This window comes from Streptomyces sp. NPDC093984, assembly GCF_044764595.1.
Lineage (GTDB): Bacteria > Actinomycetota > Actinomycetes > Streptomycetales > Streptomycetaceae > Streptomyces > Streptomyces cynarae.
Genome location: NZ_JBIWIM010000004.1, coordinates 738,603 through 760,803 on the forward strand (window position 1 = coordinate 738,603; position 22,201 = coordinate 760,803).

General features: G+C 73.5%; 14 protein-coding genes, 1 tRNA gene and 1 riboswitch. Of the genes, 8 read left to right on the forward strand and 7 right to left on the reverse strand.

The features are described 5' to 3' along the window. Positions 1 to 4 precede the first annotated feature (4 nt). Positions 5 to 1,837 (forward strand): heavy-metal-associated domain-containing protein, encoded by a 1,833-nt coding sequence (locus tag ACIRC0_RS19360; RefSeq protein WP_403617324.1) that lies wholly within the window; start codon positions 5 to 7, stop codon positions 1,835 to 1,837. A 130-nt stretch (positions 1,838 to 1,967) separates the two neighbouring features. Here the strand turns inward: ACIRC0_RS19360 and tyrS are convergent, their stop codons facing one another. From tyrS to ACIRC0_RS19375, 3 genes are all read right to left on the reverse strand, one after another. After that, positions 1,968 to 3,236, reverse strand: a complete 1,269-nt coding sequence (gene tyrS / locus ACIRC0_RS19365) for a tyrosine--tRNA ligase (protein WP_403617325.1) — start codon at positions 3,234 to 3,236, stop codon at positions 1,968 to 1,970. Positions 3,237 to 3,439: 203 nt separating this feature from the next. Further along, positions 3,440 to 4,078 (reverse strand): GTP cyclohydrolase II, encoded by a 639-nt coding sequence (gene ribA / locus ACIRC0_RS19370; protein WP_403617369.1) that lies wholly within the window; start codon positions 4,076 to 4,078, stop codon positions 3,440 to 3,442. Positions 4,079 to 4,423: 345 nt separating this feature from the next. Continuing rightward, positions 4,424 to 4,933 (reverse strand): MarR family winged helix-turn-helix transcriptional regulator, encoded by a 510-nt coding sequence (locus tag ACIRC0_RS19375; RefSeq protein WP_403617326.1) that lies wholly within the window; start codon positions 4,931 to 4,933, stop codon positions 4,424 to 4,426. 79 nt (positions 4,934 to 5,012) lie between these two features. On the opposite strand from ACIRC0_RS19375, the gene ACIRC0_RS19380 reads away from it, so the two are divergent. From ACIRC0_RS19380 to ACIRC0_RS19400, 5 genes are all read left to right on the forward strand, one after another. Further along, a complete protein-coding gene (locus ACIRC0_RS19380) occupies positions 5,013 to 6,161 on the forward strand; it encodes a dihydrofolate reductase family protein (protein ID WP_403617327.1) in 1,149 nt (382 codons plus the stop codon). A gap of 117 nt (positions 6,162 to 6,278) precedes the next feature. Further along, positions 6,279 to 6,352 (forward strand) — tRNA-Met (locus ACIRC0_RS19385). A gap of 466 nt (positions 6,353 to 6,818) precedes the next feature. Next, positions 6,819 to 8,024: a PP2C family protein-serine/threonine phosphatase gene (locus ACIRC0_RS19390; RefSeq protein ID WP_403617328.1), complete on the forward strand. Its 1,206-nt coding sequence runs from the start codon at positions 6,819 to 6,821 to the stop codon at positions 8,022 to 8,024. 211 nt (positions 8,025 to 8,235) lie between these two features. Beyond that, positions 8,236 to 8,392, forward strand: a riboswitch (cyclic di-AMP (ydaO/yuaA leader). Between the two features lie 11 nt (positions 8,393 to 8,403). After that, on the forward strand, positions 8,404 to 9,426 hold the full coding sequence (locus ACIRC0_RS19395) for a M23 family metallopeptidase (RefSeq protein ID WP_403617329.1): 1,023 nt from the start codon (positions 8,404 to 8,406) through the stop codon (positions 9,424 to 9,426). 88 nt (positions 9,427 to 9,514) lie between these two features. Continuing rightward, positions 9,515 to 10,459, forward strand: coding sequence for an aldo/keto reductase (locus ACIRC0_RS19400; RefSeq protein WP_403617330.1), 945 nt, complete (start codon positions 9,515 to 9,517; stop codon positions 10,457 to 10,459). A 45-nt stretch (positions 10,460 to 10,504) separates the two neighbouring features. On the opposite strand, the gene ACIRC0_RS19405 is transcribed toward ACIRC0_RS19400, so the two are convergent. From ACIRC0_RS19405 to ACIRC0_RS19420, 4 genes are all read right to left on the reverse strand, one after another. Continuing rightward, positions 10,505 to 11,914, reverse strand: a complete 1,410-nt coding sequence (locus tag ACIRC0_RS19405; protein WP_403617331.1) for a PrsW family intramembrane metalloprotease — start codon at positions 11,912 to 11,914, stop codon at positions 10,505 to 10,507. Between the two features lie 63 nt (positions 11,915 to 11,977). After that, entirely contained in the window at positions 11,978 to 12,835 is an 858-nt protein-coding gene (trmB, locus tag ACIRC0_RS19410) for a tRNA (guanosine(46)-N7)-methyltransferase TrmB (RefSeq protein ID WP_403617332.1), read from the reverse strand. 125 nt (positions 12,836 to 12,960) lie between these two features. Continuing rightward, positions 12,961 to 14,199 carry an L-2-hydroxyglutarate oxidase gene (gene lhgO / locus ACIRC0_RS19415; protein ID WP_403617333.1) on the reverse strand — a complete coding sequence of 413 codons (1,239 nt, stop codon included), beginning with the start codon at positions 14,197 to 14,199 and terminating at the stop codon, positions 12,961 to 12,963. Positions 14,200 to 14,251: 52 nt separating this feature from the next. After that, positions 14,252 to 15,676 (reverse strand): MFS transporter, encoded by a 1,425-nt coding sequence (locus ACIRC0_RS19420; protein WP_403617334.1) that lies wholly within the window; start codon positions 15,674 to 15,676, stop codon positions 14,252 to 14,254. Positions 15,677 to 16,358: 682 nt separating this feature from the next. Between ACIRC0_RS19420 and ACIRC0_RS19425 the strand changes: the two genes are divergently transcribed. Both ACIRC0_RS19425 and ACIRC0_RS19430 read left to right on the forward strand, forming a co-directional pair. Further along, the gene (locus tag ACIRC0_RS19425) at positions 16,359 to 18,443 is read left to right on the forward strand and encodes an asparagine synthase-related protein (protein WP_403617335.1); all 2,085 of its coding nucleotides are present in this window, start codon (positions 16,359 to 16,361) and stop codon (positions 18,441 to 18,443) included. Between the two features lie 320 nt (positions 18,444 to 18,763). Further along, on the forward strand, positions 18,764 to 22,150 hold the full coding sequence (locus ACIRC0_RS19430; protein ID WP_403617336.1) for a BTAD domain-containing putative transcriptional regulator: 3,387 nt from the start codon (positions 18,764 to 18,766) through the stop codon (positions 22,148 to 22,150). Positions 22,151 to 22,201 lie beyond the last annotated feature (51 nt).

Here is a 22,201-nt window from a genome sequence, read left to right on the forward strand (position 1 = left end):
CTCCGTGTCCTCCCGACTCGTGCCCCTCCTCTTCACCGACGTGCCCGGGCTGGACCACGTCTCCAGCGCATTAGAGCGTGAGCCCTGCGGGTACCCGGGCGGGGTGGCCGGAAGTGTGGTGTCGTCGCTGGCGTCCGTGACCCGTGCCGGGGTCGGCGGGGCGTGGGCCCTCGGTGCGGCGGGCGCCCGTACCGCCGGGCGGGTCGCGCCGGTGGCGGCCAGGACCGGGCTGCGCGCCGCCGAGGGGAGCGGGCGGGTCGCGGTGTCGGCGGTCCGGCAAGGGGTCTCGGCGGCCGCGGGGGTGCCCGCGCGGGCCGTACGGGCGGGGCGCGTGCTGGCCGACCTCCATCCGCGGCGGCACACCCGTCAGGTGTGGGCCTCGCACGGGCGTGCGCATATCGAGGTGCGCGGGCTCGATCTCGGCCCCAGCAGGCGGGAGCGGCTGACCGGCGGGGTGACCAGGGCGCTGCGCGGGCTGAACGGGGTGCGGTGGGCGGAGGTCAACGCGGTGACCGGCCAGGTCCTGCTGTCGTTCGACGAGCGCCGTGTCGGGGTCGACCGCCTCCTGAACACGGTCAGGGCGGTGGAGAAGGCCCAGGGCGTGCGGGACGCGGACTTCCCCTGGGCGCAGCCGGTCACCCCGGGCGACGACGCGCCGGTGGCGGCGGTGACGGCCGAGTTGCTGGTCGACTGCGCGGCGGTGGCCGCCGGGCTGGCCCGGAGGGTGTTCCGGCTGCCGTCGCTGCCCCGGGTGGTGCCCGTGGCGGTGGCGGCGCTGGAGCTGGAGCGGGGTCTGCGCCGGCCGTTGGTGCGCCGTATCGGGCCGTTGGAGACCGATCTGCTGCTGTCGCTGGCCGGCGCCGTCGTGGGTGGGCTGTACGGCGGTGTCGGGATGCCGGCCGTCGACGCGGCGAACCGGATTCTGCTGCTTCGCGAGATCCGCGCCCGGCGTCAGGTGTGGGAGCGGCGCGAGAGGGACCTGTGCCCGGGGCCCGCCTGTGTGCCGCACACCCGGCCGGTGCGGCATCTGCGCGGCAGGGCCCGGCCGCCCGGTCCCGTCGAGTGGTGGGAGGCGCGGCTGGCGCCGACCGCACCGCTCACCGCGGCGGCGGTGTTCGCGCTGACGGGCAGTACCGGCCGCGCGGCGGACGCCCTGCTCGCCGCCGTCCCCCGGGCGGCCCGTTACGGGCGGGAGGCCTTCGCCGCCACGGTCGGACGTGAGCTGGCGCGGCGTGGTGTCGTACCGCTGGACCCGTCGGCGCTGCGGCTGCTCGACGTGGTCTCCGCCGTGGTCGTCGACTCCGCGGTGCTGGTGAGGGAGGGCGGGCGGCCGGCCCCGACCGCCGCGACGGTGCTGGCCGCCGCACGCGCCACCGGAGCGCGGGTGGTGTTCACCGAGGACGAGCGCATCCGTGAACTCCTGTGCCCGTCGGACGAGATCGTCGAAGGGCGCGAACGCCTCGCCGACCGGGTGTGCGCGCTGCGGGACCACGGGGAGGGCGTCCTGGTGATCTCCGGTAGGGACGCGGAGGCGCTGGCCGCCGCGGACATCGCGGTCGCGGTGCCCGACGCGCCGGGCGCCGAGGCGTCCTGGTCGGCGGACCTGGTCTGCGTGGACGGTCTTCAGGACGCCTGGCGCATCCTGCGCGCGGTGACCGCGGCCCGCGTGGTCTCCCGGCGCTGCGTCCGCCTGGCGCTGGCGGCCTCCGCCACCGGAACGGTGCTCGCCCTCGTCGGCCGGAGGCACGGCGTCCTCCGCGCCCTCACCCCGGTGCACGTCGCGAGTCTGCTGGCCCTGCTGTGGTCCACCAGGACGGCGCGGCACGCGTTGCGGTGAGCCTCACGTGGTCCGCCCGTGCGAGGGCCGATGCCGACCGGCTCGCCTGCCTCGGGGTTGCCGTGGCCCAGCTCCGTGGGCGGGACGTACGCCTCCCGCCCACGGCTGAGCTTCCGTCTTCCGGGCTGCCTCAGGCTCCGGTGACCTCGACCACTGCCAGGTTCTTCTTGCCCCTGCGCAGCACCAGCCAGCGACCGTGCAGCAGCTGGTCGGCCGTGGCCACCGCGTCCTCGGAGGTCACCTTGACGTTGTTCACGTAGGCGCCGCCCTCCTTCACGGTGCGGCGGGCGGCCGACTTGCTCGCCACCAGGCCGACCTCCGCGAACAGATCGGTGATCTGGCCGAGTTCGCCCACCTTGGCGCTCGGGAGCTCGCAGACCGCGGCCGCCAGCGTCGCCTCGTCGAGTTCGGCGAGTTCGCCCTGTCCGAAGAGCGCCTTCGACGCGGCGATCACGGCAGCGCACTGGTCGGCGCCGTGAACCAACGTGGTCAGCTCCTCGGCGAGCGCACGCTGCGCGGTACGGGCCTGCGGTCGCTCCGCGGTCACCTTCTCCAACTCCTCCAGCTCCTCGCGGGACTTGAAGGAGAGGATGCGCATGTACCGCGAGATGTCCCGGTCATCCGTGTTCAGCCAGAACTGGTAGAACGCGTACGGCGTGGTCATCTCCGGGTCGAGCCAGAGCGTGCCGGTCTCCGACTTGCCGAACTTGGTGCCGTCCGCCTTCGTCATCAGCGGTGTTGCGAGCGCGTGCACCTCGGCGTGCGGCTCCACGCGGTGGATCAGATCGAGACCGGCCGTGAGGTTGCCCCACTGGTCGCTGCCGCCCTGCTGGAGGGTGCATCCGTACCGCCGGTACAGCTCCAGGAAGTCCATGGCCTGGAGCAACTGGTAGCTGAACTCGGTGTAACTGATGCCCTGCTCGGACGCCAGGCGCTGGGCGACCGAGTCCTTGGTGAGCATCTTGTTCACCCGGAAGTGCTTGCCGATGTTCCGCAGGAACTCGATCACGGACATGCCCGCGGTCCAGTCCAGGTTGTTGACCATGATCGCCGCGTTGTCGCCCTCGAAGGAGAGGTACGGCTCGATCTGCGCGCGCAGCCGGGCCACCCACTGGGCGATGGTCTCAGGGTCGTTCAGGGTGCGCTCGGCGGTCGGCCGCGGGTCGCCGATGTGGCCGGTCGCGCCGCCCACCAGCGCCAGGGGCCGGTGCCCCGCCTGCTGGAGCCGGCGCACGGTGAGCACCTGCACCAGGTGGCCGACGTGCAGGCTGGCCGCGGTGGGGTCGAAGCCGCAATAGAACGTGACGGGGCCGTCCGCGAGAGCCTTGCGCAGTGCGTCCTCGTCAGTGGACTGGGCGATCAGCCCGCGCCACTTGAGCTCATCGACGATGGCCGTCACGGTCCTGTGTCTCCTAGAGTCGCGCGTGTCAATGTGGCCGCCAGTGTAGTGCTCCGGCCGCATTTGTGCGTTTGTGCTGCTCAGCGGCCGTGCGGTGAAGGAGTGGCCAGGCCATTCGCATCAGGAGTGTCCTCGATCACACAGTCCTCGATCACACAGTCCCGGATCTCTGCGCATGTGCGCGCGGGGAACGTCCCTCCCCTTCAGCCCGCCGTCAGTTCCGTCAGCGGCAGCGTGTGCTGGGTGTGGACCACCTTCGCGCGCAGGTAGCGCACGTTCTGGGCCGTGGTGAAGACGCCCGTGGGGACGCGGTGGGTGACCGTGAGACCGAGGTCGCGGAGCTGGCCGGCCTTGTCGGGGTTGTTGGAGAGCAGGTCCAGGGCGTCGATGCCGAGCGCGCGGAGCATCTGCGCGGCGGCCGTGTAGTCGCGGGCGTCCTCCGGCAGGCCGAGCGCGGCGTTCGCCTCGTAGGTGTCCAGGCCCTGGTCCTGGAGGGCGTAGGCGTCGAGTTTGTTGTAGAGGCCGATGCCGCGGCCTTCCTGGCGCAGGTAGAGCAGGACGCCGCCGTGGTCGGCGATGCGCTCCACGGCCTCCCGCAGCTGGGGGCCGCAGTCGCAGCGGGCCGAGCCGAAGACGTCGCCGGTCAGGCATTCGGAGTGCAGCCGCACCAGCGGCGCCCGGCCGGCGGCCACCTCGCCGAGGACCACGGCCACGTGCTCCTGCCCGTCGGTGAGGCCGTGGAAGGTGATCAGGTCGGCGGTGACCGTGTAGCCGTCGCCGAAGCGGAGCGGGACCGTCACCCGGGTGCGGACGGTGGCGGCCGGAAGGTCGGCACCGGGCATGTCGGCACCGGGCATGTCGGCACCGAGCAGGTCGGTGGCGGGAAGAACGGCACCGGGCAGGTCGTTGGCGGTGAGGGGGACGGCCAGGGCGGCTGCGGGCAGCTCCGCCGTGTGCGGGGCGGTTGTGTGCGGGTCGGCTGTGTCGCCGGTGTCACGGGAAGGGGCGGTCTCGTGTGCGTCGCGCATGGCTGTCGTCTTTCTCCTGGCCGACGATGGCGGGTGCGGAGGATGCGCTTCCTGCTTCGGACTCATGCTTCAGATTTGAAGCACAACCTCGGCCGAGACTCTATCCCTGCTTTAAGTTTCAAGCAACTCTTTTTCCCGTGTCCCCCGTCGTCCCCTCGGTCACGGCGTGGACGAACGCCGGCGCCACGGCAGCTCGCCGCACGCCGACCGCTCCTCGTCCTGCTGGAGCGCCTCCGTGATCCGGGAGCAGATCGCCTCCAGCTGGGCCACCTGCTCCTCGGTGAGGTGATCGAAGACGGCCGAGCGGACCGTCTCGACGTGACCGGGCGCCGTGCGCTCCAAAAGCGCCCTGCCGTCCTCCGTCAGGATCGCCACGCTGCCGCGCTTGTCGGTCGGGCAGCCCTCCCGGCGAACCGTTCCGTCCTTCTCCAGCCGGGTGACCACGTACGTCAGCCGGCTGCGCGTGATCTTCAGCGCCTCGGCGAGATCGGTCATGCGCATACGGCGGTCGGGTGCCTCGGAGAGGTTGGCCAGGACCGAGTAGTACAGGTGCGGCATGCCGGCCTCCTGCTGGAGCTGCCGGTCGATCGCGTCCTCCAGGAGCCACGACGCGGCCAGGTACGCGCGCCAGGCACGCAGTTCCTCGGGGGTGAGCCAGCGGGTCGTCATACTGGCAGTGTAGTTATTGTTTAAAAGTTGAACCAAGCTGCCTCGTTCACCGGATCGTCCCGACCCCAGGAGCGCCGCCATGGCCCATCCCCACGTCCTGTTGTCCGCCGCCGTCTCCCTCGACGGCTTCCTGGACGACACCGGGCCCGAGCGGCTGCTGCTGTCCGGCCCGGAGGACTTCGACCGGGTCGACGAGGTGCGGGCGGGCAGCGACGCCATCCTCATCGGCGCGGGCACGCTGCGCACCGACAACCCCCGGCTGCTGGTCTACTCGGCCGAGCGGCGCGCGGCCCGCCTCGCCGCCGGGCTGCCGGAGTATCCGCTGAAGGTCACGGTCAGCGCGTCCGGGGACCTCGACCCGGAGGCCCGCTTCTGGCACACGGGCGGCGCGAAGACCGTCTACACGACGGACAAGGGCGCCCGGCGGCTGCGCGGTCTGCTTCCGGCGGACGTGGAGGTGGTCGCGCTCGGGCCGGACGTGGAGTGGCGGGCCGTGCTCGACCACCTCGGCGACGTGAAGGGCGTACGGCGGCTGATGGTCGAGGGCGGCGGGAGCGTGCACACGCGACTGCTCCAGCAGGGGCTCGCGGACGAGGTGCAGCTGGTGGTGGCGCCACTGTTCGTGGGGGAGCCGGACGCCCCGCGGATGTTCGGGCACGGCGCGTACCCGCCGGGGCGGATGCGGCTGGTGGAGACGCGCGCGGTCGGGGACGTGGTGCTGATGCGGTACGTGCCCACCGCGCCCGGCACCGGGAGGCTCGCCTCGGCCGCGGACCGGCGGTGGCTGGAGCTGGCCTGCGAGCTGGCGGACCGGTGCCCGCCGTCGGAGACCGCCTTCAGCGTCGGCGCGGTGGTCGTCGCGGCCGACGGCACGGAACTTGCGCGGGGCCACTCCCGGGAGGGCGGCGACCCCGTGGTGCACGCCGAGGAGGCGGCGCTGGCGAAGCTGGACCCGGCGGATCCGAGGCTGGCCTCCGCGACGGTGTACAGCAGCCTGGAACCGTGCGCCCGCCGCGCGTCCCGGCCCGCGCCCTGCGCCCGGCTGATCATCGAGGCGGGGGTACGACGGGTGGTGACGGCCTGGCGGGAACCGGACACGTTCGTCGCGTCGGCTGACGGGAACGCGCTGCTGGCGGCCGCGGGCGTGGACGTGGTGCTGCTGCCGGAGTACGAGGACCGGGCCAAGGCCCCGAACGCCCATCTGCTGCCCCCGGCCGACCGTTCCTGAGGAGCCTCCAAGGGGGCCAAGCAGCTCCGCGTACGGCCGGAAATCGCTGGTGGGACGGCATGGGGGTGAAACCCGTGCACTACCTGTCGCGCGCATGGCGTACACTGGAATCACCGACGCGGGGTGGAGCAGCTCGGTAGCTCGCTGGGCTCATAACCCAGAGGTCGCAGGTTCAAATCCTGTCCCCGCTACTGAAGGCCGAGGGCCGGAGTCCGAAAGGGCTCCGGCCCTCGGTGTTTCCCCGGCTCTCTTTCACCCACTGGCGGCTACTCCGCCCGGCCCACAGCGGTCGCCCCCCGCCGCCCTTCCGGGAAGCCTGGACGGGTGGTGCAGCAAGCAGGCGAGCGGTGGTCATGGGAGCAGGACGATCCCGACGAGCGGCGTGGGCCCGATGGGCCGTGTGAGGAGGAGGCCGAGGACCACGAGCGGTCGCGCGGGCGTCTCTCCGGCCGTCACGACGGGTCGGGCGGGCGTCCCTCCGGCCGTCACGACGGGCCGGGCGGGCGTCCCTCCGGCCGTCACGACCGGTCGGGCGGGCGTCCCTCCGACCGCGGCAACCGGTCCGCCGGGTGCCTCCCCGACCGCGAGGACCGCCTGTCGGGCCGATCCGGCCGATCCGCCCGGCTCCTCGGAGCCCCCGGAACCCCCGGAGCCCCCGTGCCCGACCCCGGCGCCCCGGTCTCCGCCCCCGGCGCGAGGCCCCTCCCGGTGCCGGCGCACGGAGGGGCCGAGGCGGAGGCCGCCACGGAGGCCGAGGAGCGGCGGATCTCGTACGCGCGGGCCTTTCTGCGGGCCCTGCCCGGGCTGCTGATCGTCGCCGGGGTCTGCTTCGACCTCTTCGCCCCGTTCGACTACGCGGCCGGCCCCCTCTTCACCGCCGCGCCGCTCGTCGCCGCGCCCCTGTTCTCGTTGCGCGGCACCGTTCTCACCGGCACGGCGGCCGTCGTCGTGGTCCTCGCGGTCCACCTCGGGCTCGGCGTGCTAGGAAAGGCGGGCGAGGTCACCGAGGTGGCCACGGTCGTCACCGTCGCCGCCCTCGCCGTCCTCATCAACGTTCTGGTCCGCCGCAACGTCGCCCGCCTCGCCTCCGCCCGCCAGATCGCCGAGGCCGCGCAGCGTGCGGTGCTGCCCGAACCCGCCGCCCGGATCGGCGGGCTGGACATCGCCGCCCGCTACGAGGCCGCGCAGGCCGACGCGTTCATCGGCGGCGACCTGTACACCGTCCAGGACTCCCCGCACGGGGTACGGCTCGTCGTCGGCGACGTGCGCGGCAAGGGCATGGGCGCCGTGACCGCCGTGGCCGTCGTGATCGGCGCCTTCCGGGAGGCCGCCGAACAGGAGCCGACACTCGAGGCCGTCGCCCAGCGCCTGGAGCGGGCGCTGTCACGCGACCGCGCCGGACGCGAGGGGCCCGACGCGTACGAGGGGTTCACCACCGCGGTCCTCGCCGAGATCCCGCACGGCTCCGGCGTCGTCCGCATCGTCAACCGCGGCCACCCCGCCCCGCTGCTCCTGCTCCCGGACGGTTCCCTGCGAGAACTTCAGGCCCGCGAGCCCGCGCTGCCGCTCGGCATGGGCGACCTCGGCGTCTGGCCCGACCGGGTGGAGGAGTGGGACTTCCCGCCCGGCTCGACGCTGCTCTTCCACACCGACGGCGTCTCGGAGGCACGGGACGCGCACGGCCGGTTCTACGACCCCGCCGTCCGCCTCGCGGGACGGGTCTTCCCCGGGCCCGGCGCCCTGCTGAGCACCGTCACGCGCGAGGTCGCCCGGCACACGGGTGGCCGCGGCACGGACGACATGGCTCTGCTGGCCGTGCGCCGGCCCGGGCGCCCCCTGAGCGCGGTGACGACGAGTGAGTGAGCCATGTCCTTCCGCATAACAACTGACGTACGGTCAATACCTATGAGGTCGCTGAGACGGGGGCGACTCGCCCGATTTCCTCCGTTCAGGCCATGAAAGTCCTGGTCGGCGGCGGGAACGGATCTGCCTGAACGGCTTGGAATACAGGCCTCGGGTCTATTAACGTTCGATAACGCAGCGCGGTCGTCCCAGCCGTCACCGAAGGCGGCTCCGTGCGCGCCTGCCGAATCCCGCGAGGGAACCGGGGAACCACCACCTTGGGGTGAATCACGCGGATACCGCCGTTCCGTACGGCCGGTATACGCGCGTAGGAGACCTTCCTGCTCCGAACCCGTCAGCTAACCCGGTAGGCGAGACGGAAGGAAAGGAGTGCGCCCACGTGGCGTTCAACCGGCCTGCCCAGAACACCTCGTTCGCCCCGAACGGTACTCAGACGCTCGACGTCGCACCCGGCATCGACGAGGGCCCCTGGGAGGAGTGGAACCCCACCGAGGACTCCATCCGCCCCGTCCGCGGCCGGCACCGCGTCGTCAAGCAGCGCGGGGGCGGGCTCGCCCGCAGCTCCACCGTCCTCGGCGTCGGTGTGATGGCCGCCGTCGGCGCGGGCGGCATGGCCACCGCGCAGTCCGGCAAGCCGCCCGTGTCCATATCCCTGCCGGACCTCTCCTCGGTCACGGAATCCGCCAAGGCGCTCATCGGCGACGACTCCGGCGCCCCCAAGAGCTCGGCCACCGCTCTCAGCAGCGTCGGCCGGACCGACGCCGGGGAGGCCACCGACGCCGCCGGTTCGAAGGGCGCGGGCGAGGCGCTGCGCGCACGGATCATCCAGCAGGCCGAGTCCCAGCAGGACCGGATCGCGCAGGCGGCGGCGCAGGCCGCCGAGGACGCCGCCGTGAAGAAGGCCGCCGCCGCGGCGGCCAAGGCGCAGGACGACGCGCAGGCCAAGGCCGCCGCCGAGAAGAAGCAGGCGCAGGAGGCCGCGCGGCTCGCCGCACTCGCCCGGCAGTTCACGCTGCCGACCTCCTCCTACACCCTCACCTCCCGCTTCGGCGACGCCGGTGCCATGTGGTCCTCCGGCTTCCACACCGGCCTGGACTTCGCCGCGCCCACCGGCACGCTCATCAAGGCCGTCCACAGCGGCACGATCACGGAGGCGGGCTGGGCCGGCTCCTACGGCTACCGCACGATCCTCACCCTCGACGACGGCACCGAGCTGTGGTTCTGCCACCAGTCGTCGATCAGCGTCACGGTCGGGCAGAAGGTCAGCACGGGCGACGTCATCGGCCGCGTGGGCGCGACCGGCAACGTCACCGGGCCGCACCTGCACCTGGAGGTCCACCCGAACGGCGGCGCCGCCATCGACCCGCTGGCCTGGCTGCGCGGCAAGGGCCTCAACCCCTGACCCCACCCCCGCGAAGAGCCTGATCGTTTGCAAGATCTTTGCGGGCTTCCCGGAAGACGCCGGCCCGGTCCGGGCGTTGGCACAGGGCATGACTTCTCTTCGCAAGCTGGGCTCTTCCGATCTCGAGGTCTTCCCGCTGTCCCTCGGCGGCAACGTCTTCGGCTGGACCGCCGACGAGACGCAGTCCTTCGCCGTCCTCGACGCATACACGGAGGCGGGCGGGAACTTCCTCGACACGGCCGACTCGTACTCGGCCTGGGTGCCGGGCAACAAGGGCGGCGAGTCCGAGACCATCATCGGCAAGTGGGTGAAGGCGCGCGGCAACCGTTCCGACGTGGTCATCGCGACCAAGGTCAGCCAGCACCCCGACTACCAGGGCCTGACCGCCGCCAACATCAAGGCCGCGGCCGACGCGTCCCTGCGCCGTCTGGACACCGACTACATCGATCTCTACTACACGCACTTCGACAAGCCGGAGGTGCCGGTCGAGGAGATCATCGGCGCGCTCGACGAGCTGGTGAAGGCGGGCAAGGTGCGCGCCATCGCCGCCTCCAACATCTCCGCCGAGCGCCTGAAGGAGTCCCTGGACTTCTCGGACCGCGAGAACCTGGCGCGGTACGTGGCGCTGCAGCCGCACTACAACCTGGTCTCGCGGGACACCTACGAGGGTGCGCTGCAGGACCTCGCCTCCCGTGCGGGGCTCGCGGCGGTTCCCTACTTCGCGCTGGCCTCGGGCTTCCTGACCGGCAAGTACCGGCCGGGTACGACGGTGGAGTCGGCGCGTGCGGAGGGCGCGGCCAAGCACCTGGCGACCGAGCGCGGGCAGCGGGTCCTGACGGCCCTGGACGAGGTCGCCGAGGCCCGGGGCGCCGAGATCCCGACGGTGGCGCTCGCCTGGCTGGCGGCCCAGCCGACGGTCGCGGCACCGATCGCGTCGGCGCGGACGGTGGAGCAGCTGCCGGCGCTGCTGGCCGTCGCGGACCTGACGCTGACGGACGAGGACGTGGCGAAGCTGACGGAGGCGTCGGCGTAGCCCGTCGGACGGCGGAATCCGGCGGTGCCGAGACCGCGTCAACTCCTAGGTGCGATAGGGGTTGTACTCCGGATACGGCACCGCCTGACCGTACTGCGGCATCGCAGGACCGTACTGCGGCACCGCCTGACCGTAGTGCGGCATCGCCGGGCCGTACTGCGGCGCCACCGGGCCGTACTGCGGCGTCCCCTGGAAGGCCGCGTGCCCGTACCCCGGCCACACCGGCGGAGCCACCGGTGCCGTCGCCCGGGCCGCATACGCCAGCGCCGGCCGCGCCACCTCCCGGCGCGCCCACAGCTCGGTCAGCAACTCCCGTTCCCGTACGACGAAATCGGCGCCCGTCCGCCCCCGGCGCCCCCGGTGGCGCAGGAACGCCAGCGACGTCGCGTACGCCTCGTACCGCGCGACCGACCGCGCCGCGTCCTTCCCGAACTGCTGCCTCGCGTACTCACGTGCCAGCCGCCGCGCCCGCATCGAACCGAGCACGAACGGCTCCACCGGCCCCATCCACCCGGCGACCACGTACGCGGGCAGCTCCTCCCGCACCGTCCGCAGCTCCCGCTGACGCGTCCAGATGACCAGCCAGGTCAGCAGCCCGAACGCGGGCACCATGAACGACGCGTACACCGCGAAGAACCCGTACTGGCCGAACGTGGACGACCCGTTCCACATGGAGTGCATGCCCATCGCGAGCAGCAGCCCGCAGAGCGGCGTCAGCACCCGCCGGACGTGCTGGCGCTCCGCGGACAGCGCGGCGATGCCGAAGCCGATGCCGGTGAGCACGGTGAACAGCGGGTGCGCGAAGGGTGACATCACCACACGGACGAAGAAGGTCGCGGCCGTGACGGACGCCAGCCCGCTTCCCCCGCTCATCTGGTCGGTGCCGAAGGCCGTGCCCAGGTAGAGGATGTTCTCGGTGAAGGCGAAGCCGGTGGCGGTGACGCCGGCTATCACCACTCCGTCGACGATCCCGGTGAAGTCCCGTCTGCGGAAGAGGAAGACCAGCAGCACGGCCGCGGCCTTCGCGGACTCCTCCACGATCGGCGCTATCACGGTCGCGCCGAGCGTGTCGGCGCTGTGCGGATCGGCGGTCGCGGTCGCTATCCACCGGGTGGCGAAACTGTTGGCGACGATCGCGATGAGCGCGGCGGCGCACGCGCCCCAGGCGAAGGCGAAGATCAGGTTCCGCCAGGGCCCTGGCGCCACCCGGTCCAGCCAGCGGAAGGCCGCGATGAGCAGCGGCACGGGCAGCACCGCGAGACCCAGCCCGACCAGGAAGCCCTCGGTCCCGGTCTGCTGCCGTACGAGGGCCAGGATGACGAGCCCGGAGAGCGCGAGGAGCGTGATCAGCGCCCCGTACCGCACCCACCGCCTCTGCCACCAGTGCGGGTGCCCGAACGAGCCGGCGGCTGCGTTGCCGCCCGGGTGAGTCGGGTACGGGGGAAAGGTGGCCACGGCATCGACCCTAACGAGACGGGGGCGCCGCCCGCGACGGTGTCCAACTTCACGCGCGGACGCTCAGTCTTCGGCGGTGTGCTGGACGCGGTGCTGTACGCGCCGGAAGAGCAGGTCGTTCACGACATGACCCTTGTCCAGACCCTGCCCCTCGAAACGGGTCAGCGGCCGGAAGTCGGGGCGTGGCGCGTACCCGCCGCCGGGCTGGGTGTTCTCGAAGGCCGGGTGTGCGGTGAACACCTCCAGCATCTGCTCGGCGTACGGCTCCCAGTCCGTGGCGCAGTGCACCAGCGCGCCCGGCTTGAGACGGCTCGCGGCGAGCGTGAGGAAGTCGGGCTGGATGAGCCGCCGCTTGTGGTGGCGCTTCTTGGGCCAGGGGTCGGGGAAGTAGACGCGCAGCCCGTCGAGGGAGTCGGGGGCGAGCATCTCGCGGAGCAGAATGATCGCGTCGCCGTTGCCGACGCGGATGTTGGTCAGTCCTGCCCGGTCGGCGAGGGCCAGCAGGTTGCCCTGGCCGGGGGTGTGCACGTCGACGGCGAGGACGTTGGTGTCCGGGTCGCCGGCGGCCATCTCCGCGGTGGCCTCGCCCATGCCGAACCCGATCTCCAGCACGACGGGGCGGCTGTTCCCGAACAGCTCGGCGAGGTCGATGACCCGCTGCCCGTCGATGTCCAGCCCCCACTTGGGCCACAGCCGCTGCAGCGCGTCCGCCTGCCCGGCCGTCACCCGGCTCCGCCGCGGCTGGAAGCTACGGATCCGCCGCTCGAAGTGCGATCCGGCGGGATCCGCCTTGGGCCCGTCGGGAAACCGGGGCTCCCCCTTGGCCCGGGTGTGCCGAATGGACGCGCCGGCACCACGACCGGAGCCGCCGGCGGGGGTGACCTGGGAGTCTTCGGGAGCGAAGTTGAGGGAGTCAGACACAGTGCGACCAATTTTAGGGCCTACCGAGCTGCGGGCAGTCGTGCCGCCGACCCTGCGCAGCCGGAGGCACCCCGTAGCGCCGGGATGCCCGACCCACTCCCGCCCAGCTGCACCCCCCGCCACGCTCAAGTCCCGCCCAGCACGACCAACGCCCGCCGCGCCACCTCCCGCCCGATCGCCAGCGAAGCGGTAGCCGCAGGGGACGGCGCGTTCAGTACGTGCACCGCCCGCGCCCCCTCCCGGATCAGGAAGTCGTCCACCAGCGTCCCGTCCCGCAGCACCGCCTGCGCCCGCACCCCGGCGGGGGCCCGCACGAGGTCGTCCTCCCGCACCGCGGGCAGCAACCTCCGCACGGCCTCGGTGAACGCCCCCTTCGACACCGACCGCCGCAGCTCCCCCGCCCCGTACCGCCAGTGCCGTCGCGCGATCCGCCACGACCCCGGCCACGCCACCGTCGCGCCCAGCTCCCGAGGTCGTACGACCCCCCAGCCGTACCCCTCGCGGGCCAGTGCCGGCACCGCGTTCGGCCCGATGTGCACCTCTCCGTCGATCCCGCGGGTCAGATGCACCCCGAGGAACGGGAACGCCGGATCCGGCACCGGATACACCAGCCCCCGCACCAGCTCGGGCCGGCGCAGCGTGTAGTACTCGCCCCGGAACGGCACGATCCGCACCTGGGGGTCGTCCCCGGTCAGCCGGGCCACCTCGTCGCAGTGCAGCCCGGCGCAGTTGACCAGCACACGCGCGCGGAGCACCGTCCCGTCACCCGTGCGTACGGCGACCCCCAGCGAGGCCCGCCGGTCGATCCGGACCACCTCCGCCCCGTACCGGATCTCCGCGCCCGAGGCCTCCCCGAGCTGCCGGGCGACCGCCACGAAGTCGCAGATCCCGGTGGTGCCCACGTGGATGGCCGCGAGCCCCTGCACCTCCGGCTCGTACTCCGCTATCTGGGCGGCGCCCAGCTCCCGTACCGGAATGCCGTTCTCCCGGCCGCGCTGCACCAGCGCGTGCAGGCGCGGCAGCTCATCCCGCTCGGTCGCGACGATCAGCTTGCCGGTGACGGCGTGCGCGATGCCGTACTCCGCGCAGAACTTGACCATCTCGGCGGCACCCCCGACCGCGTACCGCGCCTTCAGGGACCCGGGTCGGTAGTAGATCCCGCTGTGGACGACCCCGCTGTTGCGCCCCGTCTGGTGGCGGGCCGGGCCGGCCTCCTTCTCCAGGACGGTCACCCGCGTGCCCGGCGCGGCACGCGTGATCGCATACGCCGTCGACAGGCCGACGATTCCGCCACCGATCACCAGCACGTCGCAGTCATAGGCGATCTCCCGCACCTGCTCCACCTCCCGGTTTCGATAGTGCACTGCGCCACTGACAATGCCTTCAAACCCGGGGGAGCGCCCTGCGGCCGCGCCGTCAGACCGGAGCCATCAACAGTGGCCGCGCCCGCTCCCGCAGCTCCGCCACGCGCGGTTCGTCGCCGTACGGCTCCAGCCGGTGCAGCAGGTCCCGTACGTACTCGGTGGTGCGCGCCGACGATATGCGCCCGGCGATCTCCACCGCCCGCACGCCCTGCTCGCAGGCCGCGTCCAGGTTGCCCGACTCCAGCTCGGCGACCGCCGACACCACCAGGCGCAGGCCGTGCGAGCGCACGTACTCCTCGCCGGGCCGCGACAGCGCCTGTTCGGTGAAGCGGCGGACCTGGCGCGGGGCCTTGAGGTCGCGGTAGCACTCGGCGGCGTCGGCGGCGAAGCGATCGTAGGAGTAGAAGCCGAGCCAGGACGGGTCGTTGTCGCCGTCGCGGGCCCGCTCCAGCCAGCCCTCGGCGGCCTTCAGGGCCGCGCCGGCCGCCTGGGCGTCACCCGCGCGGGCGTGCGCGCGTGCCTCGACCAGGCGGAAGAAGCTCATGGTGCGGGCGGTGGCCAGGCCGCGGTTGCGCTCCAGGGCGGCCTGGGCGAGGTCGACGCCCTCGTCGCCGAAGCCGCGGTAGGTCGCCTGCAGCGACATGGAGGCCAGGACGTAGCCCCCGAGGGGCACGTCGGCCGCCGCGCGCGCGAGGCGCAGCGCCTGGATGTAGTAGCGCTGGGCGGCCTCCTGCTGGCCGGTGTCGAAGGCCATCCAGCCCGCCAGCCGGGTGAGTTCGGCGGCCGCGCCGAACAGCGCCCTGCCGACCTCGTCGGAGTACGACCCGAGCAGCAGCGGCGCCGCCTCCACCCTCAGGCACTCCGGCACCATCGACGACCGCCAGTCGCCGCCCCCGTACTTGGAGTCCCAGCGCCTCGCGTCCTCCGCGGCCTCGCGGAGCTTCTGGACATCGCTGTGGCCGACCTTGATCGGCGCCCCGGACTCCTCGCCCGGGACCGGGTCGCGGGCCACCGAACTGTCGGCCGGTGTTATCAGCCAGCGGGAGGCAGGGGTCGCGTAAGCGCTCACTGCGAACGATCCGGCCAGCGACTGCCAGATGCCGCCGCTGCCGGCCCGGCGCCCGGCGAGGTCGAGGCGGTACAGCTCCGTCGCCGATCTCACCGCCTGTCCTACGTCCCGGGGGAAGGCGAGGCCCACTTCCGGTGCGGGATCCGCGTCCGCCAGACCGATCTCGTGGAGCGGTACGGGGCGGCCGAGCTTCTGGCCGATGGCCGCTGCGATCAGGTGCGGCGCGGCACCCTGCGGCACCATGCCCTTCGACACCCAGCGCGCCACCGACGTCTTGTCGTAGCGAAGTGTCAACCCGCGCTGGGCGCCAAGATCGTTGACGCGCCGGGCGAGTCCTGCGTTGCTGATTCCCGCGAGGGCGAGAACGGTGCCGAGCTTTTCGTTCGGCCCGCGTTGCTCCCTGGACATGCGCCACCCCTCGACACAGACGGCTGCCGCGGCGGTGGCATAACCGCGCGGCATTCGTAAACCCAGCGTAGTTCGCCGCATCCCATGCGTTAAGGGGCGTAAATCCGGTTGGCGGGATTGTGGTCCGCACTCATGTACGGAGTGTCGCCACGTGCTCCCGCTGTGTGGCCGTGCGCCCGTCCGTGCGCTCTTCTCCGGCCACCGCGGGGGCGGTTCCATGGGCCGTGCGTGGGTCGGCCCGCTGTACTGGATCCAGTGGGCTGGGGGACACCGCCGCCTCAATCCCCGCGGGCGGCGGACCGGTCCGGGAGGCGAACTCCGCTTCCCGGACCGTGCGTTGCCCAGGGTCTGTACGGAGCGTGCCCAAGCCTGGCCGCCCGCAGCCGATTTGGCCGAAAACCGATGGTGAATTTCGACAGCCACCAAGGCTCCGACCACGACTCTTGAGGGCGCGAACGGCGTTTTCGGGGAGCATTACGGGGGCGCATTCACGTCGCTGTTTCCTTCGACGTCTCGGCGACAGCCGGAGAACGCACGGGAGTTCACCGACTCGAGGACCGCTCTCCGCGGGCGCGTTACGGGGCGCACGAGCTGTGGCTTGCACCCTCCGGGGCGCATTCTTCGTGGCAGCATGGTGCCGTTCGTACGGTGCACTGGTTGCCCACAGCCTGTGGAGGCTTCGATGCGGTGGTTGGTGGGATGGAGCAGCACCGCCGCGGGAGCCGTCGAGCCCGGCTCGGCAGGCGCCACCGGTTACGACGGCGAGACCGTGCACCCGGTCGGCTCCCAACTCCTGTGGGGCGACCCCGACCCGCTGTGGGCGGTCGGCGACTGGCGTCCCGACGAGGTGCGCGTCGTGAAGGCCGACGCGGGGACCCGCATCGCGGTCCTGGGCACCTGCGGCGCATCCGACGAGCAGCTGCGCGTCGCCCTGTTCGCCGCCCGGGGCGGGGCGCTGCGCCATCTGACCGCCTGGTCCGGCAGCTACACCGCCGTCGTCCAGGTCGGCCGCAGGATCACCGTGTGCGGCGACCTCGCGGGCGCCCGGCCGGTGTTCTACACCCCCTGGGCCGGCGGCACGGCCTACGCGACCGCCGCGCTCCCGCTCGCCGACCTCATCGAGGCCAACCTGGACTTCGGGCACCTCGCGGCTCTGCTCGCCGCCCCCGACGTACCGGCAGCGCTGCACGACTCCACCCCGTACGACGGCGTACGGCGCATCCCGCCGGGGCACGCGCTGATCCTGCGCGCGGGGGCCCGGGAGATCGCCGGGTACGAACCGGTCGCCTCCCTCGCGGTCGCGGCGCCCCCGGCGGACCCCGCCGACGCGGTGGACGCGGTGCGCGACGCCCTGGTCGACGCCGTACGCGCGCGGCTGTCGGCGCCCCGGCACGTCCCGAGCGTCGACCTCGACCCCGGGCCGGTGCCCGGCATGGGACCCGCGGAGCGCCGTGCCGCGCGCGGAATGCCGGTCCCCGGCATCGGCGCCGACCTGTCCGGCGGCCCCGCTTCCGGCACCCTGGCCCTCCTCGCGGCGGGACTGCCGGGCATGCCCGGCACGATCCTCGGGCACGGCACCGGCGCCGGCGAACGCCTGCTCGCCGTCACCTTCAACGACCTCGCCGTCATGGGCCGCGAGGCCGAACTGGAGCGGGCCGGCACGCTCGCGGCCAACCCCCGGCTGCACCACGTGGTGGTCACCGGCGGCGAGGAAGTGCTCCCCTACGCCGACCTGGAGGGCCCACTGACGGACGAACCGGGCCCCTCCCTGGTGACGGCGGCCCGGCACCGTGCCCGTCTCGCGTCGGGCAGCGCGGACCACTTCACCGGCTACGGCGCCCGGCAGGTCCTCGACGCGCATCCGGCCCGACTCGCCGACCTGCTGATGGACCGCAAGCGCCGCCACCTCGTGCGACCCATGGCCGCGCTCGCGAAGGCGGACGGCTCGGTGATGGTCCCCGCGCGCGTGTACAGCGCGGCCCGCAAGCTGTCCCGCACTCCGTACCGGTCCGGCGTCGACGCACTCGCCGACCGGCTGATGCGGCGGCGGTTCGAGGAGCCCGGGGGTGCCGTGGGCGCGTCGCTCGCCGCGCTCACCTGGGCGAGACCCGGGCCGGCGGCACGCTGGCTGACCGGTGAGGCGCTGGCTGAAGTATCGGTTCGCCTCCAGGGGGCCGCGGGCCGGCCGGACGTAGGTCCGGGGCAGCGTCCCGGCGACCACCGCGCGCGTGCCGCACTGGCGAGGCACGCCACCGACCTCCGCGTCCTGGAACAGGCCGCCGAGATCCGCTCCCAGCGGCTGCACGCCCCCTTCCTGGACAACCAGGTCGTCCGTGCCTGCCGCGCGCTTCCCGAGACCCTGCGGGTGCAGCCGGGGGCACGGGCGGCGATCCTGCGCACGGTCCTGGAGGGCGCGGGCGTCGGCGGTCTGCCGCCCGGCTGGGGCGCCCCCTCCCACGGCTCCTCGGCAGCCGCGACCCGGGCGGGCCTCAGGCTGGCCGCGAACTCCCTCGTCGACCTCTTCGCCGCCCCCCTGCTGGCGGAAGCGGGCCTGGTGGAGGCCAGAGTGGTCCGCAAGGCGGTACGCGCGGCGGCCGACGGCGCCCCCCTCCCCCTGGACGGCCTGGCAGACCTGGTCTCCCTGGAACTCTGGCTCCGCCGCCTCCTGTCCCGCCGAGGCACCTGCTGGACGGGAACCCCGGCAAGAGCACGCGCGGTACCAGCAGGGATCGCGGCCCGGGGGAGGGCGTTGGGGGCGGGGGCGTAGGGGCACGGCCGCCTGTGGACAGGCGAGGACATACGCCGCGGGCAGCCGTGGCAGCTGTAGCTGCGGGCAGTCGTGCCGCTGGGGCGGCAGGGGTGGGCGCGGCGGCACCCCGTAAGCGCCGAGCTGCGCAACCTCCCCCCGGGCAACCTCCCCCCGGGCAACCGCCCCCGGGCACAGGCGACCCCCGGGCGCCCGACACCCCACGGCGCCCAACACCCCACGGCGCCCAACACCCACGGCGCCCAACACCCCACCGCACCCGACCCCACGGCCCGGCTAAACCCCGTGCCCCACCCCCCACCCCCCGCAACAATGACCCGGTGCGGTACAAAATCCTGGGCACGGCCCAAGCAGAGGACGACCAAGGAACCCCCGTCCCCCTGGGCGGCCCCCGTCTCCGCGCCCTCCTCACCGCCCTGGCCCTCCGCCCGGGCCGCACCACCACCCCCCAGACCCTCATCGACGAGATCTGGCCGGACGACCCCCCGCTCGACGCCCCCGCCGCGCTCCAAGCCCTCGTCGCCCGCCTGCGCCGCACCCTCGGCCGGACCGCCGTCGCCTCCGCCCCCGGCGGCTACCGCCTCGACGCCGGCCGCGACTCCGTCGACCTCTTCGTCTTCGAGGATCTCGTCCAGCGCGGCACCACCGCCCTCGCCGACGGCGACCCGCACACCGCCGCCCGCGATCTGCGCACGGCCCTCGCCCTGTGGCACGGCCCCGCCCTCGCCGACCTGCCCGACCGCACCGCCGCCGCCCGCCCCGAGGCCCTGCGCCTGACGGCGACCCGCGCCCGCATCGAGGCCGACCTGCGCCTGGGCCGCGCCCCCGGTGTCGTACCGGAGCTGACGGAACTGACGACGGCGCACCCGTACGACGAACCCCTCCACGCCCTCCTCATCCGCGCTCTGCGCGCCACGGGCCGCGGCGCCGACGCCCTCGCGGCCTACGAACGCGCCCGACGGGCCCTGGCGGACGGCCTGGGCACCGACCCCGGCCCGGAACTCCAGTCCCTGCACGCCGAGCTGCTGTCCCCGCAGACATCCGCTCAGACCTCCCCGCAGACATCCGCTCAGACCTCCGCGCCGAGCTCCCCGCAGCCCTCAACCCCGCTCAAGCCACCGCCGGCCCCCCGCACCGGCAACCTCCGCCCCCGCCTGAACTCCTTCGTCGGCCGGGAACTCGAACTCGAGGCGATCCGTTCGGACCTGCACAGGGCCCGTCTGGTCACCCTCACCGGACCGGGCGGCTCCGGGAAGACCCGTCTCGCCGAGGAAGCCGCCGCCGGGCTGCCGCAGGCGTGGCTGGCCGAGCTGGCCCCGCTGGACCGGCCGGAGGCGGTCCCCGCCGCGGTGGTCAGCGCCCTCGGGCTGCGTGAGACGGTGCTGATCACCAACGAGCTGGCGATGCCGCAGGACGATCCGGTCACTCTGCTGATCGAGCACTGCGCCCCACGCAGCGAACTGCTGATCCTCGACAATTGCGAACATGTGATCGACGCGGCGGCCGAGCTGGCCGAGACGCTGCTCACGCACTGCCCGGGCCTCACGATCCTCGCCACCAGCCGTGAACCCCTGGGCGTACCCGGCGAGTCGGTCCGCCCCGTCGAGCCCCTGCCGCCCGATCCCGCGCACCGCCTCTTCCTCGAGCGCGCGGCGGCCGTGCGCCCCGACCCGCACGCCGTCAACGACCCGGAGGCCGTCGACGAGATCTGCCGCCGTCTCGACGGCCTGCCCCTGGCGATCGAGCTGGCCGCCGCCCGCCTGCGGCTGCTGACCCCCCGGCAGATCGCCGACCGCCTCGACGACCGCTTCCGTCTCCTCACCTCCGGAAGCCGCACGGTGCTGCCCCGCCAGCAGACCCTGCGCGCGGTCGTCGACTGGTCCTGGGACCTGCTCGACGAGCGGGAGCGCACGGTGCTGCGCGAGGTCTCCGTCTTCTCCGGCGGCTGGGACCTCGCCGCCGCCGAGGCCGTGTGCACCGGCCCCGTCGCAGACCTGATCGGGGCGCTCGTCGACAAGTCCCTGGTCGTCGCGACCCCGGGCGACGGGGACGGCGGTACGGGCATGCGCTACCGCATGCTCGAGACGATCCACGAGTACGCCACCGAGCGCGCCGCCGAGGCCCCCGAGCTGCGCACCGCCGCCGAGCACCGGCACCGGGCGTGGGTACGGGCGCTCGTCGAGGAGGCCGAACCGAAGCTGCGCTCCGCGGTGCAGCTGCCGTGGATCCGCCGCCTGGAGACGGAACTCGACAACATCCGGGCCGCGCTGTACCGCGCGATCGCCGCCGGTGACGAGGAGGAGGCCGGCGCCCTCGCGCTGGCCACGGGCTGGTTCTGGTGGCTGCGCAACTTCCGGCGGGAGGGCACGGAATGGACGGAGCGGGTGCTGTGCCTGGGAGCGGCTCTGGATGCAGGCGCCGCGGCCGGCTCCGGGCCGTGGCAGGCGTCGGCGGCAGCGGCGACCAGGCGTCCCTCCGCCGACGTACTCGAGGAACTCGCCGCGGTCGACCACGTCGGCGCCTTCCTGGCCCGCCCGGCCGCCGAGGAGCGACACCCGCTGTGCTCCCTGCGGATGAATCTGCGGATGCTGCACCTGTTCCTCGTCGCGGAATCACGGCCGTCGGAGTCGCTGCGGGACGAGCGGACCCGGCGGTACACCGCCCGGGTCCGGGCGGCCTTCGAGCGGGGCGGTCCGGACGCGGCCCGGTTTCCCGGCATGCTCTGGGCGCTGACCGTGTTCCACCTGGGCGTGCCGTACGACGTCCGGCACGCCATGGACGCCATCCTCGCCAACTGCCGCCGCTACGGCGGTGACTGGGAGATCGGCGTGGCCCTCATGTTCCGCGCGCACCTGCTCGTCGACTCCCCGGGCGGTCTGCACGACGTGGACGGCGACCTGGCCGAGCTGCGCACGCTCAGCCGTCGCGTCGGCGACCGCTGGATGCGCGCCCAGGTGTCCAGCGCGGTCGGGGAGGCGGCCATGGGGCGCGGCGCCTTCGCGGAGGCGAAGGGCGAGTACGAGGAGGCACTGCGGCTCGCCCACGAGGTGGGGGCGTACGCGGAGTCCCCGTTCCTGCTCGCCCGGCTCGGCGAGATCGCCTACCGGGAGGGAAAGCGGGCGGACGCGCAGGCGGCGCTGGACGAGGCGAGCGACGCCGCCGACCGGTACGGGGTGCACGACGCCCGCGGGTATGTGAGCCTGCTGCGCGCGCAGATGGCGCTGGACGACGGGGAAACCCTCCGGGCGCGCGCCTTGTGCGAGAACGCGCGGGTGGAGACCGTCCGGAACACGCCGCCGCCGCAGTTCATCGCCGCGCTGAACGGCGTCGACGCGCTCGTCACCATCGCCGAGTCCGGGCCGTGCCACGGTCTGCCCAAGCTCGCCGATGCGCTGCGCCATGCGGTGGAGAGCAGGTGCGCGGAGTCGGTGACGGCGGGGCTCGTGGACATCGCGGTGAACGCCCTGGCCGCCCTGGGCGAGCATGCCCGCGCGGTCCGGCTGCTCGCGGCGGCCGACCGGTGGCGCCTGCCGAACGCCGTACGCCCCGAGCCGGATCGCGTCCAGGCGGAGCGGACCGAGGCGGCCGCGCTGAAGGCGCTCGGGCGGACCCGCTTCGACGTGGAGCGGGCGAGGGGCGCCGAGTTCACCCCGGACGACGTGCTGGCAGAGCTCGCGGAGGCGTCCGCGGACCACCCCGCCCAGTGAGTCGGCGGGCCCCCCAGTGAGTCGGGAAGGCAGGGGCCCTGCCAGCAGGTG

What these genes read in the sequence shown, in the direction of transcription:
- ribA (WP_403617369.1), bottom strand. Translation starts at nt 4,078, where the DNA reads ATGCCCGGTGCCGACCTTCCGGCCGCCACCGTCCGCACCCGGGTGACG.
- ACIRC0_RS19400 (WP_403617330.1), top strand. Translation starts at nt 9,515, where the DNA reads ATGACTTCTCTTCGCAAGCTGGGCTCTTCCGATCTCGAGGTCTTCCCG.
- ACIRC0_RS19380 (WP_403617327.1), top strand. Translation starts at nt 5,013, where the DNA reads ATGGCCCATCCCCACGTCCTGTTGTCCGCCGCCGTCTCCCTCGACGGC.
- ACIRC0_RS19420 (WP_403617334.1), bottom strand. Translation starts at nt 15,676, where the DNA reads ATGTCCAGGGAGCAACGCGGGCCGAACGAAAAGCTCGGCACCGTTCTC.
- ACIRC0_RS19375 (WP_403617326.1), bottom strand. Translation starts at nt 4,933, where the DNA reads ATGACGACCCGCTGGCTCACCCCCGAGGAACTGCGTGCCTGGCGCGCG.
- ACIRC0_RS19425 (WP_403617335.1), top strand. Translation starts at nt 16,359, where the DNA reads ATGCGGTGGTTGGTGGGATGGAGCAGCACCGCCGCGGGAGCCGTCGAG.